This is a genomic window from Candidatus Diapherotrites archaeon (assembly GCA_040755695.1).
Lineage (GTDB): Archaea > Iainarchaeota > Iainarchaeia > Iainarchaeales > 1-14-0-10-31-34 > JBFMAK01.
Window position 1 is genome coordinate 38,865 of sequence record JBFMAK010000004.1, and the last position, 17,362, is coordinate 56,226.

The window sequence follows — 17,362 nt, forward strand, 5'->3', positions numbered from 1 at the left end:
AACAAGACAAACAAACCAATTTTATTCTTTTTCTATTTTATTTTTATTAAGTCACTCACCAGAACAGGCGGGGGTCGGATAGCGGTCTATTCCACCAGCTTGAGGGGCTGGCGCCTCAGTGGCTTCGAGAGTTCGAATCTCTCCCCCCGCAAATCAGAACCTTGCGGTTCCGATACCTCCAAACCGCCGCTGCCGGTTTACGTCAGACCTTATAACACAAATTTTTTATTAATTTTGCTGTTTTTTCTTTGTTTATGAGAAAATCTTTGAATCAGTACAGGAATATTGTTGGGGATGAAAGCATTGACAAGCTTTACGAGGCTGCAGCCCCCTTAAGCGAAAAACATTTCGTTCACATTAATTCAACTCATTACGGTGGAGGCGTTGTTGAAATACTAAACAGCCTAATCCCTTTAATGAATGATGCGGGCATTAGCACTGGATGGAGGGTCCTCAAGGGAACATCAGAATTTTTTACTGTAACCAAAAAATTTCATAATGCCTTGCAAGGAGAAAAAATTAATTTTTCTGAAATGAAAAAAAAGATTTACATTGACTTTAATGAACAGAATTCTTTTATTACCCACATAAGCCATCATGATTGCATAATAATTCATGACATTCAGCCACTGCCTTTTATAACCTTCTATAAAAAAACACAGCCTTGGATTTGGCGCTGCCATGTCGATTTATCAAGGCCTAACAAAGAAGTCTGGAATTACCTGAAAAAATTTATTTTAAGGTATGATGCAGTCATTGTTTCAGCAAAAAAGTTTAAGAAAAGTATGCCTATACCAACGCGCATAATTGTCCCATCAATAGATCCTTTAAGCGCAAAAAATGAAGAAATACCGCAAAATAAAATCGAAAAATTTCTGGCAAAAAAAGGCGTTGAATGCAATAAGCCTATTATCTCACAGATCTCCCGCTTTGATAAATGGAAGGACCCATTAGGGGTAATTAAAGTGTTTAAGCTCATTAAAAAGAAAGTGGACTGCAAACTGGTTTTAATGGGGAGCATGGCAGGAGATGACCCTGAAGGACCTATTATATATGGAAAAATACTTAAAGAGGTTGAAGGCGAAAAAGACATTATTTTATTAACAGAAGACAATGCCTTTCTGGTTAATGCATTGCAAAGGGCGTCTTCTGTTGTTTTACAAAAATCTATCAAGGAAGGCTTTGGCCTTTCAGTCAGTGAAGCCTTATGGAAAGAAAAGCCAGTAATAGGAAGCAATGTGGGGGGCATTCCATTGCAGATAATCAACGGAAAAACAGGCTATCTGGTTGACGGCATAAAAGATTGCGCAGACAAAACAATTAAACTGTTAAAAAATGAGAAAATGGCCAAAAAAATGGGTGCCCAAGGAAAAGAATTCGTGAAAAACAATTTTCTGATTACAAGACACTTAAAAGATTATTTTGAATTATTTAAAGAAAAAAGATTTGGGCTAATAAAATAGAAATTTGCGGGTTGCATTTCAAGCAAATGAACAATAAATTTTTATAGTTTTCTAGATACTTCTCTACCGTATGCCAGCAATAGAAACATTAATCCAGAATGATTACCTTAGATTCCTGCTTATTTTGGTAGCTTCATTCATAATTGCCAGAACAGCGCATTTTATCCTCAAGAATTATTTGAAGAAACTGACTGAAAAAACAAAAAGCGACATTGATGACATTTTAGTTGACTTGATTACAAGGCCATTATATGTTCTGGTTATGCTTGGAGGCTTTTATCTTGCCTTGAAATCCTTGGCTGTATTAAATCCTTACTATTTATGGTTGGACGGAATATTCTTTCTTTTATTTGTGTTCATAATTGCAAGGCTTGTTTCAAGGGCTCTTGCTATATTTGTAAGCAAGGGTCTTAAAGTACAAAAAAAATTTGAGAAAACACCTCAGTTGATAAACAAAATAGTTTCTGCGGTAATCTACTTATTTGCCATACTGATTGCATTGGATTATTTTGGAATCGAAATAACGCCGGTTATTGCTGCTTTGGGCATTGGAGGACTAGCTGTGGGCCTTGCACTTCAAAGCACTCTCTCAAACTTTTTTGCAGGCCTAAGCATAATTTCAGCCAAGCCAATCAATATAGGGGACCACATTGAAATTCCGGATGCAAATATTTCCGGTTACGTGGAAGACATAAGCTGGAGGGCAACAAGAATCAAAACCCTTCCCAACACTATTGTAATAGTGCCTAACTCAAAGCTAGCTGAAAGCATTATAGTGAATAATTCTCTTCCACAAAAAGAGATGGCTGCATTAGTTCAGTGCGGTGTTGCCTACAATTCTGACCTCAAAAAAGTCGAAAAGGTCACAGTGGATGTAGCAAGGAAAATCCAGAAGACAGTGCCTGGAGCAGTAAAAGAATTTGAGCCTTTCATAAGATACCATACCTTCGCGGACTCAAACATTAATTTTACTGTTATCCTTAGAGTGGAAACCTTTGTGGATAAGTACCTTGTAATGCACGAATTCATTAAAGCGCTTAAAGAGAGATACGACAAGGAAGGCATTGAAATCTCCTGGCCTGTAAGAAAAATATATTACGGGAAATGAATCATCTGCCTAACGCCAAGAAAAGGAAAAGAAAATAAGACAACAATAGCACAAAGCCTTTTGCCCTTGAAATCCTAAAACCAAAGAAGGTAAATATCACTAACAAAAGGGAAACAAAAAACATGAATGGAATTAAGAGCAGTTCAAATTTTAATGGCACGAGCAATGGCGAAACAATTCCTGCTGCCCCCACTACCATGAGAATGTTCACTGTATTGCTTCCAATAATGTTTCCAACCATGATATTGTTTAATCCTTTTTTTATTGCAGTAATTGAAACAAAGAGTTCAGGCACTGTAGTGCCCAAGGACATGAGGGTTGCGGCAATAAGGCTTTCATGAAAGCCAAAAGAAAAAGCAATCCCCTTGATTCCATCAATTAAAATTAATGCCCCTAAATACAATCCTATCAGTCCTATGCCAAAAACACCTAACTCAAGCAAAAGGGCCTTCTTGAAGCTTTTCGCTATTGACCTAATTAAGGTTTCAGGTTTGAAGAGGTTAAGGTAAGTGTGAAAGCTGAAGAAGTCCGCAACCCTTATCTGAATTTTAAGCAGGAAAAACATGTACGCAATAAAACCAGCAAACAAAAGCAGGGACTCATAAAATGAAATCACCCCGTCAAAAGCAAAACCCATAAAAATAAAAGAAGCCAGGAACATGATCATTAATTCCCTGCTGAAAACCTCTCTTGGAATTAAAATTGCCCCTGCAATAACAGAGCTCAAGCCAAGAATAAGGCTTATGTTTGCAATGTTCGCCCCAACAATGTTTCCTACAGCAATGCCCCCTGAACCAGCAAAAGAAGAAATAAGAGAAGAGGAAAGCTCTGGCAGAGAGGTTCCAATTGCAATAATTGTAAGGCCTATCACCAATTCGCTTATTCCGTAGATTCTTGCAATCCTTGAAGCGCTTCCTACAATTAAATCAGAGCTCTTCATCAATAAAAAGAAAGCCGCAAAAACAAACAAAAAATACAAAATCATGGTGCTCCACAAAATAAAAAGCGAAAAATTATTTAATGACTTCAGGCATTAAACTAAAAGTGGTTCAAAAATGATTGATGTAGGCTTCATTATCGGGCTCATAGGCCTAATAATATTCTTTGGATTCTTTGCTTCGGTGTTCTTCCAGAGGACGAAAATCCCTGACGTCCTTCTGCTCATATTTATTGGAATGCTTATAGGGCCTATTTTAGGCTATATTAGCTCTGCTTCGCTGATGGCTTTCGCGCCGTTGATTGGGACAATAGCATTAATCATAATAGTGTTTGAAGGCGGAGCAAAACTGGATTTGGAGACAGTGATAAAGCAGCTGCCCCAAGCAAGCATATTCACTGTAATAGTGTGCATTCTTACAGCAATCATTTCAATGGTCTTCACCATATTTTTGGGGATGCCCTTAATCTACGGCCTTCTCTTGGGGTTCATTATTGCGGGAACCAGCTATGAAATAATCGCTTCACTTGTTTCAAAGCTTTCTGTTTCAGAGGAAATAAAAACTTTATTGAGCTTGGAGTCAGCGTTCAACACAGCAATAACCATTGTTGCGGCTATTGCTTTAGTGCAATTGATTTCGCTTAAAACATTTGATGTAATAAACCCTTTCCAGAAGATTGCAAGCGCTTTCTCTATCGCAATAGTTTTAGGCATTATTGCAGCATTCCTTTGGGCAAAAATAATGAAAATTCTTAAAGGGCAGCCATACCATTACCTTCTCAGCCTCTCAAGCTCTTTTGTTTTATATGTTGTTACAGAAATACTTGGAGGCAACGGGATTACCTCCATCCTCATATTCGGGCTAGTGCTTGCCAACTACAACACAATAACAAGGGCATTGAACCTGCGAAGCTACTTCAAGATAGACTATTCTGTCAAAACCCTCCAGACAGAAGTGAGCTTTTTTGTGAGGACAATGTTTTTCGTTTACTTGGGCGCAGTATTCAATTTCAGTGAATTCACCCAGCAAATCATCATAACTTCCCTTGTAGTTTTTCTGGCAATAATCATTGCAAGATATGCTTCAATTAAAATCTTATTGAAATTAAACAATTCACTGAAAGAATCTGATACAGTTATTATGTCCATGCTGCCGAGAGGCCTTGGCACAGCAGTTTTAGCCTCACTTCCATTATCCTTTGGCCTGAAACTGGACTTCACAAACATTGTGCTAATGATTGTAATCCTCTCAAATGTTTTCGCCACAATAACAGTATTCTATTTCGAGAGAGCATACAAAAAGAACTTGATTGCAACAACCCAACTATAAATTTTTAATTAATTTAGAGCTTAAATTTATGCATTCTTCTTACCCTTTCAAGCTTTCCTGTTTTCAGATTGTAATGTAAAGGCCTCTTCCAGAAACGCCTCCATTCCTTTCCCCTCAAACCTTTTTCTGTTGCTATAACTTGAAGAATGAATTGTCTTGTTTTAGGTCCTCTTATTCTTAGAATATTAAAAGCATCATATAATGTTCCCTTGAATTCTGGTTTAAGCTTTTTAACAGCATTTAAAATATTTTCTTCTGTTTCGGAATACCTGCGCTTTCTCAAAACCTTTCTCTGTCCAATAAGCCTTATTTCCTTGTAATATATTTCTCCGCTTTTACGCATTCCAAAACACTAAAAAACAATTAGTGCATAACTTAATTATAATTCTATCTTTTTCCTTTTTGGGCAACTTTCCCTTTCTTTTTTGGGATAACGTAACACTTTTTTCTTTCGGGAAAGAAAAAAGGGTCCGACGCGGAGGACGAGATTCGAACTCGCGTGAGCTTTTGCTCGCCAGCTTTCCTGCCGCCATTTTTTTCTCTTTGGGGCAACTTACCACTTTCTCTTTTTTCTAAAAAGAGAAAGGGGCAGGCTCAAGGCTGGTGCGTTGGACCACTCCGCCACCTCCGCAAATCAGAAACTACGTTTCCGATACCTTCCTTGTATTACATTCGCTTGCGCTCAGTAATACTTATCAGAACCTTGCGGTTCCGATACCTTCCAACCGGTCCGTCAGTTGACGCCGGTGCACTACATTCGCTACGCTCAGTAGTGCTTCCACAGCTTTTGTGTGGTTATAGTTTTATTGCAGGAAAACATTTAATAAAAAAAGGTTTTAGTTTAAGAAAAATTAGAGCGAAGAATTGAGGAAGGGCAGACCAGGGATCTGCTGCAGCCTTTAAGGAAAAGGCCGGCGAAGAAAATGCTCCGCAGTGCAGTATGGCCTGCCTCCTTTAACTCCCAATACCCGATACTATCTTTTAAGAGCATTAATTTAAATATTTTTTTATTTTATTTTTCAATCAATTGAATTAAACATAAAAAAAGGCTCTTTAAAGCAGAATATTTTTAAATTCAAGTTCAATAATAATTAAAGCATGAAAGGAAAATTCTGTTTAATTGCAGTTCTGGTTGTATTTGCTTTGCTTACTGCTGGATGCACTTTAAGCCCAGGCAAGCCTCCTGAAGAAAAGCCAGGGGAAACGCCCAGCCTTCTTACCCCGCCTTCAAGTGTTACAGCTGAAGTGAAAGGCAGTACTGCAAGGATTACCTGGAGCAAGAGCACTGAAACTGGGGTAAAAGGATACAATGTGTTCAGGAGCCTTCTAAAAGGAAAGAATTACATGAAATTGACTGAAGAGCCTTTGGATGTAAACGAATTCACTGACAAGGAATTGGCTGAAGGCCTTACATACTATTATGCTGTAACAGTAGTTAACTCGCAGGGAACAGACAGTGAGTTCTCTCAGGAGGCAAGCGCCCTGGTTTTAGGGATTGAATTGATTATAGACAAAAATAACTCAATTTATGCGGGCTTATGCGAGGAAAAGGAAAGCCAGTTCAAGAAAGACTTGTGCTTGTCTAATTATGCAATAGAGCACTTGGATGGCCTTGTATGCAATTTCATTGAAGGCCTCTCAAAAGACAACTGCTTCAATGAAGTGGCAACAAAAAAGAATGAAGCAGCCTTCTGCGCTTTTATCACTGTGCTGAATCCTTCAATGAAAGATGCTTGTTACAAGACAATTGCAGTAGCATTGAATGACGCAAAGATTTGCCTGCAGATAAAAGATAAGACAGTTTCAGATGAATGCACTAAAACAATAGCCTTAAGCCAGTCTTCGGCAACTGAATGCAATTCAATTGCAGGCGTCACAGAAAGGGATGACTGCTTTACCCAACTGGCGCAAAAACTCAAGGACTACAAGGTGTGCAATAATATTTCTTCTTCTCGCTCTTTCACTGCATTCAAGAAAGACGAATGCCTTAATTCCCTTCTATCAAGCGCAACAGACGAAAAGATATGCGCTTTATACATTGACAAAACCTTGGCAGACAACTGCTACAATTCAATTGCAGTCAATACAGGCAATTTCGATTTATGCGAAAAGATAGTCAGCGACTATAATTCCGATGTATGCGTCTTCAACGTAGACAAAAATGTCCTAAAATTAGAGTACTGCACCATAATAAAGGATGCAAACATACAGCAGGACTGCTTTACATATTTAGGGGAGAAGAACCCTTCAATTGAGGCGTGCGAATTAATACTCAATTTCCCTGACAAGGAAACCTGCTACTATAATTTGGCAGTCAAAAACCTTTCATTCGAGCAATGCAAAAACATTGCGGCAGACATGAACAAAAGGGATTCATGCTACAGCCAGATTGCAGCAGACCTGAACCAGAGCAGTGCCTGCATTAGAATAAGAGACAACACAATAAGAAACAACTGCTATGCCTTAGTGGCATTGAATTCGCTTAGCCCTGAAGTGTGCGAAAAAATTACTACTGGAACAGGATACATTTCATGCATTAGCGAAATAGCAATAAAATTAAAGGACTACAGTGTCTGCAAGCAGGTAACAAAAGACTATCCTGCCTTCATTTACAACAGAACAGACTATTGTTATTATGATTTCGGCGTTGAATTGAAAAGCCATGACGCCTGCGCAAAAATATTCAATCCTGCATACAGGGTTGCATGCGACGGCAATGCCTCAATTTAAATCAGAACCTTGCGGTTCCGATACCTCCCTTTGGTGGTTCAAATACCTCCCTTAAAATTCGGATTCCTTAATTTACTGATTGTTTCAATCAAATTCTTTGACTTGAAGATGGTTGAACCGCTCACAAGAATTGTTGCTCCCCCATCAATTACCTTGCGCGCATTCAATTCATTTATGCCACCGTCAACCTCTAACTCAAAATTCAATCCCCTTTCTTCCTTCAATTCATTCAATTCCCTTATTTTCTGGATTGATTCCTCAAGGAATTTCTGGCCTCCAAAGCCTGCATTAACGCTCATAACCAGAACCATATCAACAGAATCAAGGAAAGCAAGAACTTCTTTCACTGGCGTTAAAGCATTCACTGCAATCCCTGCCTTAACATTATTTGATTTAATCAATTCAATTAATTCATCCTGCTTTTTTGTTGCCTCAACATGAAAGGAAAGGAATTCAGGCTTAAAAGAAAGAAATCTTTCAATCAGCTTTTCAGGCTCTGAAATCATCAAGTGAATATCCAAAGGCACTCTTGTCCTGCCGCAAATTGATTCAATTACAGGCAGGCCGAAAGAAATGTTTTGTACAAACAAACCGTCCATTACGTCCAAGTGCAGCAAGTCAGCTCCAGCCTCTTCCACCCTCTTGATTTCTTCTCCCAGCACAGAAAAATCAGCTGAAAGAATTGAAGGCGCAATTAAAACCATTTTTTATTACCCCCAATGTTTAAGTCTCCTGAGAATTGCTCCCTTTCTTCTGTGATAAGTTATTCTCCGCGGACTTGATTTAGCCATGCTTTTTATTCGAGTTGAAACCACTTCACTCATTTTATTAAATTCTTCAAGTTTTCTTGTTTGCCCTGTCCTGACCATAAATTCTCTGATTACTTTAACTGAATCATTAAATTGTTTCATCCTGCTTTCAACATGTTTTTGTATTGTCTGAATGGCTGGCTTTTCGTGCTCAAACCTCCTATTAGGAATTGCAATACATTTAAATTTCAAGCCAAGTGCTAATGCCACAACAGGCCTTATGGGCTCTTTGCCCCACATGCCAAGAGAATCTTTTATTTCTTTTCTTGAATTCTTAAAAATTTCTTTTATGAAAGAATTGATTTTATTATGTGCTTGAGGAGTCAAACAAATCATTCCCGAAAATGTCTGAAAAGAAAACGGATTGCTTAAAAAAGGATTTGCCTTAAATTTGCTTGGCTCAAAAGCAGGGTTTGCATAACTTGCAAACCTTGAAACCCATATTTCATTGAGATACTGCGGTTTAGGGAAACTTAAAATGTTTCTGTGCCTGAAAGCCCAGCCAGCAGTAACAAATTCTGCTTCCCTTTTCAGTACAGGCTTTATTAAACGGTCCAATTGTTTTGAAGAGTAAAGGAAATCATCACAGCAGGAAAGCATTGCAAAAACATTATTCCTTTCAGCTAACTCAAAGCCTCTATCTATTGCATCATTTAACCCCAAATTTTGTGCTCTTTCTAATGTAATTCTCTCTCCTGTTGCCTTAAGCCTTCTTCTAACTTTATCATTCAAGCCATTCTCTGAAGTGTCTTCAATAATGAAGCTGGGTTTGATACCAATTCTTTTCAGTGAAAGAGCAGCATTTTTTATGGTAGCTGGAAGTGTTTCAATAACATATTTCCTTCCAATGGTAGGAATTATCACCGCAACAGTATTCTTCATTTTCTTCAATTGAATTCACCCCTTTTTTTCATCCAACAAAAACTGTTATTCATCAGTTACCCTTGTGGACCGGTCGGGATTTGAACCCGAATTCTCTCGGATGCGAACCGAGCGCATTGCCAGGTTGTGCTACCGGCCCAAACAAATAATGAATTAATTATAAAAAAAAGGTTAAATTATAATGCATTGAGTCATTTTTCCTGCTTTTCTTTTTTTATGTGAAATAATATCATTATGCCTCTCGCGGCACCAGTAAGCCAGGGCTTTATGTGGAAGAATATTTTAACTAGCCTTGCAAGGCCTGTGAGCACTGGCTTGATTATAGCAAGAATGCCTACTGTCTTAACAAATATGAGATAGGGAATGAAAGAGAGAATGAGAAGCCAGTTTTCTTTCACAAATTCTTCTTTCCGTTTTGCCTTAAAATAATGATTGACTAAATCAACGCCCAAAATTATTACTGCAATAATGTCAATTACCTCAACCCAAAAAAGGCTTTCTTCAGAAATAGAGTGCCTGAAAAACAATTCAATAATTAAAGTAATAAAAATTACGAGTGTTGCATTGAACACTATTACCTTCCAGGTCTTGGCGTGCTGTTCAGGAATCATATAAACCATAAATTAAAGGCATTTAAGTTAAAAAAACCTGCTGGAAAAAATCCAAAAAAGCAACAAATTAATATAAGTTTAACCTTAAGTTTTAAGAGTGAACTAAATGAGCGAAGAAGAGGAAAAGCCAAGGGCTGAAAGCGGGGAAGAAAAGCACAGGGTGGAGAAGAGCATTGTGAAGGAAGACAACGACATATTTGATGAAGTGTTTGAGGGAAAAAAGGAAAAGAGGGTGGAGCAAAGAATTGAAGAGACTGAAGAAGAGGAAAAAGAAATGAATGAAAAGGAAGGAAAGGAATTAGGAGGGGAAGAGGAATTAATTCCAATTAAAGAAAAAAAGAAGAAAAAAGAAAAGGAAAAGAAGTTGAAGGGCGTTGAAGGCGCAAGGCAGGAAATGCTCCAAGAAAAAGAGAAAGACAAACTCAAGAGGGAGATAATAAAAAAGGCATTGAAGTCTGCAACAATAGAGCCAGAGATAATGGAACCTGAAATTGAAGAAGTAGAATTAGAGCCTGAAGAGATAAGCCCTGAAGACATTGAAGGCCTGGGAGAAAAATACCTTAAAGAAGAATTAGGAGAAAAAGAAAGCGAAGTAGAATTAATTGAGCCTGCAACAGTGCCTTTAAGGTTTCTGGAGTATGAAGCAAAAAATTCTGTTTTCATTGGAAGAAAAAAATCAGTCTTCCAGTCCTACAAGGACGAGGCAGGCCTCTTGATTGGGAGAGTGGAAGAAGACGGAAAACATAAAGAAAAAACAGTATTATTAGACGGACTGAACCCTCACGTAATATTTGTTTGCGGCGCGAGAGGATCGGGAAAATGCCTTACAGGCGATTCACTGATAACATTAGAAGACGGATCAATTATACCTATAAAAGAATTAGAATACAACAACAAAAGGGTCTTGGGATTAAATCATGAACTAAAAATAGTTCCATTAAAAAAAGAGGGCTTTTACAAAAGAAAAGTAGACAAATTGTTTTCTCTCCTGTTAAGGAGTGGAAGAGAAATAAAATTGACTCCAGAACACCCTCTCCTTACAATTAATGGGTGGGTGCAGGCACAAGAACTAAAAAGAAAAGACAGTATAGCAACTCCAAGAATTCTTAATGTGTTTGGAAACAGTAAAATGAAAGAAGGGGATGTAAAGCTTTTAGCTTATTTTATAGCAGAAGGCCATCTTGGAAATGCCTTTGTATTGTTTAGTAATCAAGACAAAAAAATAATTGAAGATTTCTCTAAAAGCATAAGGGAATTTGACGAAAACCTGAGGATCGAAGTGCACAGCAAAAGCTGGTGCTATAGAATAGCACAAAAAAAGAAAGGCATTGATTTAAGAAATATTGTAAGAAATGAAAAAGGGCAGTTTACAAACAAGGGTTTTGTCATTACACAAAAAAGCTCTCTGGCTAAATGGTTTGAAAGCATTGGCTTATACGGAAAGCTTTCAAAAGAGAAATTTATTCCGGAAGAAATATTAAAGCTTTCAAAAGAACAACTGGCCTTATTTCTTAACAGGCTTTTCAGCTGTGATGGAAGCATTCACAAGGTAAGCGGAAGCGAAAAAAACTGGCTGATTTCTTATGCTAGTTCCTCAGAGAAACTAATAAGGCAAGTGCAACACCTTCTGCTTAGATTTGGGATAATCTCAAAGATTAAACCAAAAAAAACAAAATTTAAAGAGAAAATATTTGATTCTTTTGAATTGGTTATTTCATCTGAAAGCGTAATCAAATTCATTCAAGAAATAGGCTTTTTTGGAATAAAAGAATTAAGACAAGAAACTGCAATAAAAAACATGCTTGAAATTAACAGAAACCCCAACATAGATACAATTCCAAAAGACATTTGGGATATTTATAGGCCAAAGAATTGGACGGCAACAGCCAGAGCTATGGGTTACAGCCAAAAGTCATTAAAGTCATTGCATAATGCCATAAATTATGCTCCTTCAAGAGAAAAGCTATTGAAAATTGCCCAAATAGATGAAAATAAGGGAGTACAACTGATAGCAGAATCAGACATTTTTTGGGATGAGGTAGTTGAATTAAAAGAAATAGAAGGGGAAGAAGTGTATGATATTTCTGTCCCAGAATACCACAATTTTATTGCAAACGATATAATTGTTCATAATTCTTACGTCCTTGGAGTCATAGCAGAGGAACTGGCTCTAAGAAACAAGAACATTGGCACAATAGTAATTGACCCTGTGGGAGTATTCTGGAGCATGAGGTATCCAAACAAAGAGGAAAAAGAATTAAAGGAATTAATTGAATGGAATTTAATGCCTCAAGGCCTGGAGAACTTAAAGGTATTCGTGCCAGAAGGCATTAAAGCAGAAATTCCAAGGAATACTTACGATGCAACATTTGCAGTACTGCCTTCAATGCTTTCAGTGGAAGACTGGTGCCTTACGTTTGGAATGGAGCGCTTTGGGCCGACAGGCCTTCTGTTAGACAAAGTACTCAAAAAAATAGAGCATGGTTATAAGACAACAGAAGCAAAATACATTAAAGCAAAGAAAGGAAACTACAGCTTGGAGGAATTGATTCAATGCCTTGAAACAGAAGAAGAATTAAATTCAAAAGAGAGAGGCTACAAGCAAGATTCCATCAGGGCTCTGGCTTCAAGGCTTGAAGCAGCAAAGAACTGGGGCATATTCTCAGAGAAAGGCACTCCATTAAGCGAATTAAGCAGGGAAAACCAGCTTACTGTTTTAGACACAAGCTTTTTAGAGGACAATGTCGGGGCATTAGTAATAGGGATTCTGGCTAGAAGAATCCTTTCAGCAAGAAAGATTTCTACAAGAAAAGAGAGCGCAAAAAAATTGAAGGCAAGCATGGACGAAATGCTTGAACTGGAGATTCCTCCAACATGGCTGTTCATAGATGAAGCCCACACTTTAATTCCCTCAGGGAATGTAAAAACGCCTGCAACAGAGGCTTTAGTGGAATACGTAAAGCAGGGAAGGAGGCCTGGCTGCAGCATTGTTTTTGCAACACAGCAGCCCAGCGCAATAGACACAAAGGTTTTATCCCAATTGGATATTCTTATTTCGCATAAACTGGTTTTTGACGACGACATAAAAGCAATATACAAGAGGATTCCGACAATAATTCCATTCAAATACAAGAAAAGCAATTTCATTAGGACTCTCCCAATTGGAAAAGCATTAGTAGGAGACAGGAGAGAGGAAACAAGCAGGGCTTTCGTGCTGAGCATTAGGCCCAGGATAAGCCAGCACGAAGGAAGGGATGTAGAGGCAACATCAATTGAATCAAAAATGAGCGAAGAACAAGTCCAAAAACTTGCAGTGGAAATGCTTATCTCAAAATTGAACAGGGAAGGAGAAATAGAATTGCCTCAAGTGAATTCGCTTATTGACACGCTGAACAGCAAGTATAAAACAAAGGTAATGCTCTCCTCAGTTCTTGACGCCCTTGAAGACAAGATGGTTTCAATTGATTCAGAGAAAATATTCCTGCCTTCAGCAATAAAAAAAGAGGAAGAAATAGCAGAAAGAAAGGAATTAATTGAAGAAAAAGGAATTGAAAGGGGAATTGAAGGCAAAGCAGAAGAAATGGCAGAAGCATTTCATTCGTTCCCGATCAGATTCAGTGAAGAGAGAGCCAGAAGGATTGCTGAAAGCGCAAGGAAGAAGAAAAAATTGGGTTTGATTGGAAGGGAAGAGCAATTGAAATCTTTGAATCTGTACTACGAAAAAATATTCAAGATTCAATACAATGACTTTAACCAAAGACAGGAATTCTTTTCCAACAACTGTTATGTGAGTTCTGAGACCGGTGAATTTCTGCATGCAACAGACAGAGAATTCATTGAATCAAAAGGATTCTCAAAAGTCATTCCCTTAGGAAGGGATGAAGCAAGCACTCTCGGAAGGCTTATTGAAAGAAAAAACCTGAAAGAATTAATTGGGCTGGGAGGCATAAGCGAAGAGAAAGCAAAGAAAGTGCTCGAAGAACTTACAAGAAAAGGATTCGTGAAAAAAGAATTAAAAGAGGGGAAGGCATCCTATTTCCTCAACTCGCAATTAGAGCTTCCGCCAAACCCAAGGCACAAAATTGTCAATTCACTGGATGAACTGCCTTTAACAGAAATAAAAGCAGGGCAAGTCAAGAAAGAAAACTTCACTGAAAGCCAGGTAATGCAGGCCCTGCAAAACTATTGGCCTTCAATTGTAATCAAAAAGCTTTCATTAATACTGAAGCCCTACTTTGAGGCTGTCCTAGAAGAAGCAGGAAAAGAAAGAAGGCTTAAGATAGACGCAATCACGGGAAAAATAATTTAATTAATTTAATTTTTTTATGGCTCAAGCTTTTTCTTTAAGGGAAGGAATAAAGGAATTAAAAGAAAGAATTATTGAACTAAAAAAAAGAGGCAAATTTGTTATTGTAGGGATTGCGGGGGCAAGCTGTTCAGGAAAGACATTCACTGCAAGAAAAATAAAGGCAAAAGTAATTCCATTCGACGACTACTACATAGGACTGAAAAAAATGAACAAAAAAAAAGTGAAGAACTTCGATGAACCCAAAGCGCTCGACCTCAAACTACTTAAAAAGCACTTGAAAGAACTAAAAAAAGGCAGGGCAGTCAGAAAACCTATTTATGACATGAAAACACATGAAAGGAAAGGGATTGAAAAATTTATTCCCTCAAAAATAATGATACTCGAAGGCCTTTACGCCCTCAGGCATGAAATACTAAAATTCATTGACTTGAAGGTTTTTGTTGAATCACCAAAAAAATTAAGGCTGAAGAGAAGGATTGAACGAGATGAAAAAGAAAGAGCATGGAGCAAAAAAGAAGCAATCCAATACTTCAATCAAGTAGTTGAGCCAAACTATAAAAAATACGTTCTGCCAACAATAAAAAATACTGAAATCATAATAAAAAATTAGGGCTGAATCAAATGATAAAAGAATTTTACCTGAAAAACGGAATTAATCTCTTGGTTGAAGAAAGAAAGGAAAGCAAGTCTGTTGCAATAGTCGTGGCAGTGAACTTCGGGTCACTCTACGAAAACAGAAAGCAGGCAGGCATAGCCCATTTAATTGAACACCTCATGTTTTCAGGCACAAAAAAAAGAAACAAAAAACAGATATCAGAAGAAATAGACAATATAGGGGGAAAAATAAACGCATTCACATCCAATGACATGACAGCCTATTATGTTGAATTACAGGACAAGCACTTAGACATAGGCTTGGGGGTATTGAGCGACTGCCTGCAGAACTCCTTGTTCGAAGAAAAAAACACGGAATTGGAAAAGCAAATAATACTAAAAGAAATAAACCAGCTTAAGGATAATCTGCCTTACTACTCAATTGACTTATTCCAGAAATTATGCTTCAAAGACAACAAAATGGAAAGCGTCATAGGAACAAAAGAAACTGTAGGAAATATAAAAAGAGAAGACATACTGAACTATTACTCGAGATTTTATGCCCCAAAGAACTTCATTGTATCAGTTGTAGGAAACGTGAAAGCACAAGAAGTAAAAGAAAAAGTAAAGCAGAAGTTCTTGAACAAAAAATTGCCTGAAACCAAAAGAATCGAATTAAAGAAGGAAAGGCAAGAAAAAAGAGAGAAAATAATTAAAAGGCAGGTAAACCAAGCGCACCTAGCCTTTGGTGTTAGGGCCCCAAAAAGCAATGAGAAAAGCGTTTTTGCAATGGAGGTAATTAATGCCTTCCTTGGCGGAGGCCTAAGCTCAAGGCTTGTCCAGGAAATAAGGGAGAAGAGAGGCCTTGCATATGTCGTGCACTCTATTTACGAAAGCAATCCATTCTTCGGCTTCTTTTTGCTGTATGTAGGGACAGGCAAGAAAAACCTCGGGCTAGTAAAAGAATTGATAGGAAAAGAATTGCTTGAACTCAAAGAAAAGAAATTGGGTGAAACTGAATTAAAGAACGCAAAACAGTACATTGAAGGAAAGCTTTTGCTCAACGAAGAAAACAATTACGAGAAAGCGATTAACACAGTGAAATACAAGCAGAACAGAATAAAGTCAACAGAAGAATACCTGAAAAAAATCAAGGAAGTAACAGCAAGAGAAGTAATGGATACAGCAAAAAAATATTTTGGGGAAGAGAAGATTGTGAGCGTTGAAATAAGGCCTAAATAATTAGCTCTGCTTTTTTGATTTGCATTTATTTAAAACATTCATTAGCATTTTCTTTCCTTTCAAAAGCCCTTTTTTGTTTAGTGCATCAACAGCGAAATGCACCACTTTTGGCTGGCTTTTTGATTTTCTGACAAAAAAACCGTATTCATTATAGAAGGCTCTTATGCCGTCAAATTCGCTGAATTCAACTGCATTGGACTGAAGAAGGTCTTTTAATTTTGAGAAATCAATTTCTGCCTCAATCCCGCCTTTGTAGTAGAGGGTCTTGAATTGCGAGGAAAAATCTTCAAGGCTTTTTGAATCAATTGAGGAGAGAAGGCCTGCAACGTAAATAGCATCAGAGTAATTCATGTGCTTTACGAAAGAATAATGGCCTGAGTATTCTGCTGCAAGCTTTGCCCTGGTTTCCTTTATTTTCTGGATTACTCTCACCTGGCCCATCTTGGAGTAATAAACCTTGAAGCCCTTGTCTTTCAAGAAAAATTCTGCTTCCCTGCTCAAATCAACAGTCAAAACAACACTATCTTTTTCTTTGAGGTAATTTTCTGCCAAGAGGCAGGCAATAATATTGGAGGAAACAATTTTCCCCTTGTTTGCAACCAGAAGCCTGTCAGCATCAAAGTCAAAGGCAAAGCCCACCTTGCCTTTCTCTGCTGTAAGCCTTTTCAATTCATTCAATGTTGAGTCCTTTGGCTCAGGGTCGACCCTTGAAAGAAGAGGGTCAGGAACAGAATTAACTGTTTCAGGGAAAACCTGCTTTAGAGAGCAAGCGCTGCCATTCCTTAAATCAAATATCCCTCCATTAAATTCAGGCAGTGCCTCAATGTATTCACGAAAATCACAGTTAATTTTAGGCTCAAAAAACTTTTTAGGCATTTTAAGGCCTGAACCATTAATTGAAACAAATTCCTCCTCCAGTTTCAGCAAATAACCAGAAGAAAAGAACTCCCTTCCATTAAAAATTTTTGCTCCATTGAATTCGAAAGGGTTGTGCGAGGCTGTAATGCACGCTCCAAGCTTCCTTGCCATAAAAGCAACTGCAGTGGTTGGCGCCAAACCCAAAAAATTTTTTTCTCCATCAAAGCCCTCCATCAAAGAACTGCACAAGCTTAAGCCATGCTTTCTCGGGTCATGCCCCAAAACAATTCCATCAGAAAAAGAATTAAGGGCCCTGCCCAAAGCAAAGAAATTCTTTTCTGTAACCGCTTTACCGTAAAGCCCTCTCACATCATAAGAACCGAACATTCCATCCATTCAATTCACTTAAACTAATCTTTTCGTAAGCAAATTATAAAACAGTAACGCTTAAATATAGGGAAAAGCAAGATATTAAAGCAAAAGGAATTA

At 37.8% G+C, this 17,362-nt stretch carries 13 protein-coding genes and 3 tRNA genes; 8 read left to right on the forward strand and 8 right to left on the reverse strand.

Annotated elements, in window-relative coordinates:
* Positions 1-67: 67 nt before the first annotated feature.
* The 3 genes from AB1467_06305 (at position 68) to AB1467_06315 (ending at position 2,571) form a co-directional block, all read left to right on the forward strand.
* A tRNA-Leu gene (locus tag AB1467_06305) sits at positions 68-151 on the forward strand.
* Between the two features lie 103 nt (positions 152-254).
* A complete protein-coding gene (locus AB1467_06310) occupies positions 255-1,463 on the forward strand; it encodes a glycosyltransferase (protein ID MEW6295870.1) in 1,209 nt (402 codons plus the stop codon).
* Positions 1,464-1,533: 70 nt separating this feature from the next.
* Positions 1,534-2,571 carry a mechanosensitive ion channel domain-containing protein gene (locus AB1467_06315; protein ID MEW6295871.1) on the forward strand — a complete coding sequence of 346 codons (1,038 nt, stop codon included), beginning with the start codon at positions 1,534-1,536 and terminating at the stop codon, positions 2,569-2,571.
* A 1-nt stretch (position 2,572) separates the two neighbouring features.
* Here AB1467_06315 and AB1467_06320 read toward each other — a convergent pair whose 3' ends face one another.
* The gene (locus AB1467_06320) at positions 2,573-3,556 is read right to left on the reverse strand and encodes a calcium/sodium antiporter (protein ID MEW6295872.1); all 984 of its coding nucleotides are present in this window, start codon (positions 3,554-3,556) and stop codon (positions 2,573-2,575) included.
* Between the two features lie 70 nt (positions 3,557-3,626).
* Here AB1467_06320 and AB1467_06325 point away from each other — a divergent pair, with 70 nt between their 5' ends.
* Entirely contained in the window at positions 3,627-4,838 is a 1,212-nt protein-coding gene (locus AB1467_06325; GenBank protein ID MEW6295873.1) for a cation:proton antiporter, read from the forward strand.
* A 13-nt stretch (positions 4,839-4,851) separates the two neighbouring features.
* Here the strand turns inward: AB1467_06325 and AB1467_06330 are convergent, their stop codons facing one another.
* Together AB1467_06330 and AB1467_06335 are read right to left on the reverse strand one after the other, a co-directional pair.
* Entirely contained in the window at positions 4,852-5,181 is a 330-nt protein-coding gene (locus tag AB1467_06330; GenBank protein MEW6295874.1) for a hypothetical protein, read from the reverse strand.
* Positions 5,182-5,312: 131 nt separating this feature from the next.
* Positions 5,313-5,469, reverse strand: a tRNA-Ser gene (locus tag AB1467_06335).
* 467 nt (positions 5,470-5,936) lie between these two features.
* Here AB1467_06335 and AB1467_06340 point away from each other — a divergent pair.
* Complete coding sequence (locus AB1467_06340) at positions 5,937-7,568, forward strand: fibronectin type III domain-containing protein (protein MEW6295875.1); 1,632 nt, start codon at positions 5,937-5,939, stop codon at positions 7,566-7,568.
* 38 nt (positions 7,569-7,606) lie between these two features.
* On the opposite strand, the gene rpe is transcribed toward AB1467_06340, so the two are convergent.
* From rpe to AB1467_06360, 4 genes are all read right to left on the reverse strand, one after another.
* The gene (gene rpe / locus AB1467_06345; GenBank protein MEW6295876.1) at positions 7,607-8,272 is read right to left on the reverse strand and encodes a ribulose-phosphate 3-epimerase; all 666 of its coding nucleotides are present in this window, start codon (positions 8,270-8,272) and stop codon (positions 7,607-7,609) included.
* A 6-nt stretch (positions 8,273-8,278) separates the two neighbouring features.
* Positions 8,279-9,268, reverse strand: a complete 990-nt coding sequence (locus AB1467_06350) for a hypothetical protein (GenBank protein ID MEW6295877.1) — start codon at positions 9,266-9,268, stop codon at positions 8,279-8,281.
* Positions 9,269-9,324: 56 nt separating this feature from the next.
* Positions 9,325-9,398: transfer RNA gene (locus tag AB1467_06355), tRNA-Ala, on the reverse strand.
* 52 nt (positions 9,399-9,450) lie between these two features.
* Positions 9,451-9,879, reverse strand: a complete 429-nt coding sequence (locus AB1467_06360) for a hypothetical protein (GenBank protein ID MEW6295878.1) — start codon at positions 9,877-9,879, stop codon at positions 9,451-9,453.
* 97 nt (positions 9,880-9,976) lie between these two features.
* Here AB1467_06360 and AB1467_06365 point away from each other — a divergent pair, with 97 nt between their 5' ends.
* The 3 genes from AB1467_06365 to AB1467_06375 are packed head-to-tail and all read left to right on the forward strand — an operon-like array spanning position 9,977 to position 16,015.
* On the forward strand, positions 9,977-14,179 hold the full coding sequence (locus tag AB1467_06365; GenBank protein MEW6295879.1) for a helicase HerA-like domain-containing protein: 4,203 nt from the start codon (positions 9,977-9,979) through the stop codon (positions 14,177-14,179).
* Positions 14,180-14,195: 16 nt separating this feature from the next.
* Positions 14,196-14,789: a hypothetical protein gene (locus AB1467_06370; protein ID MEW6295880.1), complete on the forward strand. Its 594-nt coding sequence runs from the start codon at positions 14,196-14,198 to the stop codon at positions 14,787-14,789.
* Between the two features lie 11 nt (positions 14,790-14,800).
* A complete protein-coding gene (locus AB1467_06375) occupies positions 14,801-16,015 on the forward strand; it encodes a pitrilysin family protein (GenBank protein MEW6295881.1) in 1,215 nt (404 codons plus the stop codon).
* Here AB1467_06375 and AB1467_06380 read toward each other — a convergent pair whose 3' ends face one another.
* Positions 16,016-17,269: a hypothetical protein gene (locus AB1467_06380; protein MEW6295882.1), complete on the reverse strand. Its 1,254-nt coding sequence runs from the start codon at positions 17,267-17,269 to the stop codon at positions 16,016-16,018.
* Between the last annotated feature and the right edge of the window lie 93 nt (positions 17,270-17,362).

Coding starts and splice junctions, on each gene's coding strand:
- AB1467_06310 (MEW6295870.1), top strand. CDS start 255: ATGAGAAAATCTTTGAATCAGTACAGGAATATTGTTGGGGATGAAAGC.
- AB1467_06315 (MEW6295871.1), top strand. CDS start 1,534: ATGCCAGCAATAGAAACATTAATCCAGAATGATTACCTTAGATTCCTG.
- AB1467_06320 (MEW6295872.1), bottom strand. CDS start 3,556: ATGATTTTGTATTTTTTGTTTGTTTTTGCGGCTTTCTTTTTATTGATG.
- AB1467_06325 (MEW6295873.1), top strand. CDS start 3,627: ATGATTGATGTAGGCTTCATTATCGGGCTCATAGGCCTAATAATATTC.
- AB1467_06330 (MEW6295874.1), bottom strand. CDS start 5,181: ATGCGTAAAAGCGGAGAAATATATTACAAGGAAATAAGGCTTATTGGA.
- AB1467_06340 (MEW6295875.1), top strand. CDS start 5,937: ATGAAAGGAAAATTCTGTTTAATTGCAGTTCTGGTTGTATTTGCTTTG.
- rpe (MEW6295876.1), bottom strand. CDS start 8,272: ATGGTTTTAATTGCGCCTTCAATTCTTTCAGCTGATTTTTCTGTGCTG.
- AB1467_06360 (MEW6295878.1), bottom strand. CDS start 9,879: ATGGTTTATATGATTCCTGAACAGCACGCCAAGACCTGGAAGGTAATA.
- AB1467_06365 (MEW6295879.1), top strand. CDS start 9,977: ATGAGCGAAGAAGAGGAAAAGCCAAGGGCTGAAAGCGGGGAAGAAAAG.
- AB1467_06370 (MEW6295880.1), top strand. CDS start 14,196: ATGGCTCAAGCTTTTTCTTTAAGGGAAGGAATAAAGGAATTAAAAGAA.
- AB1467_06375 (MEW6295881.1), top strand. CDS start 14,801: ATGATAAAAGAATTTTACCTGAAAAACGGAATTAATCTCTTGGTTGAA.
- AB1467_06380 (MEW6295882.1), bottom strand. CDS start 17,269: ATGGATGGAATGTTCGGTTCTTATGATGTGAGAGGGCTTTACGGTAAA.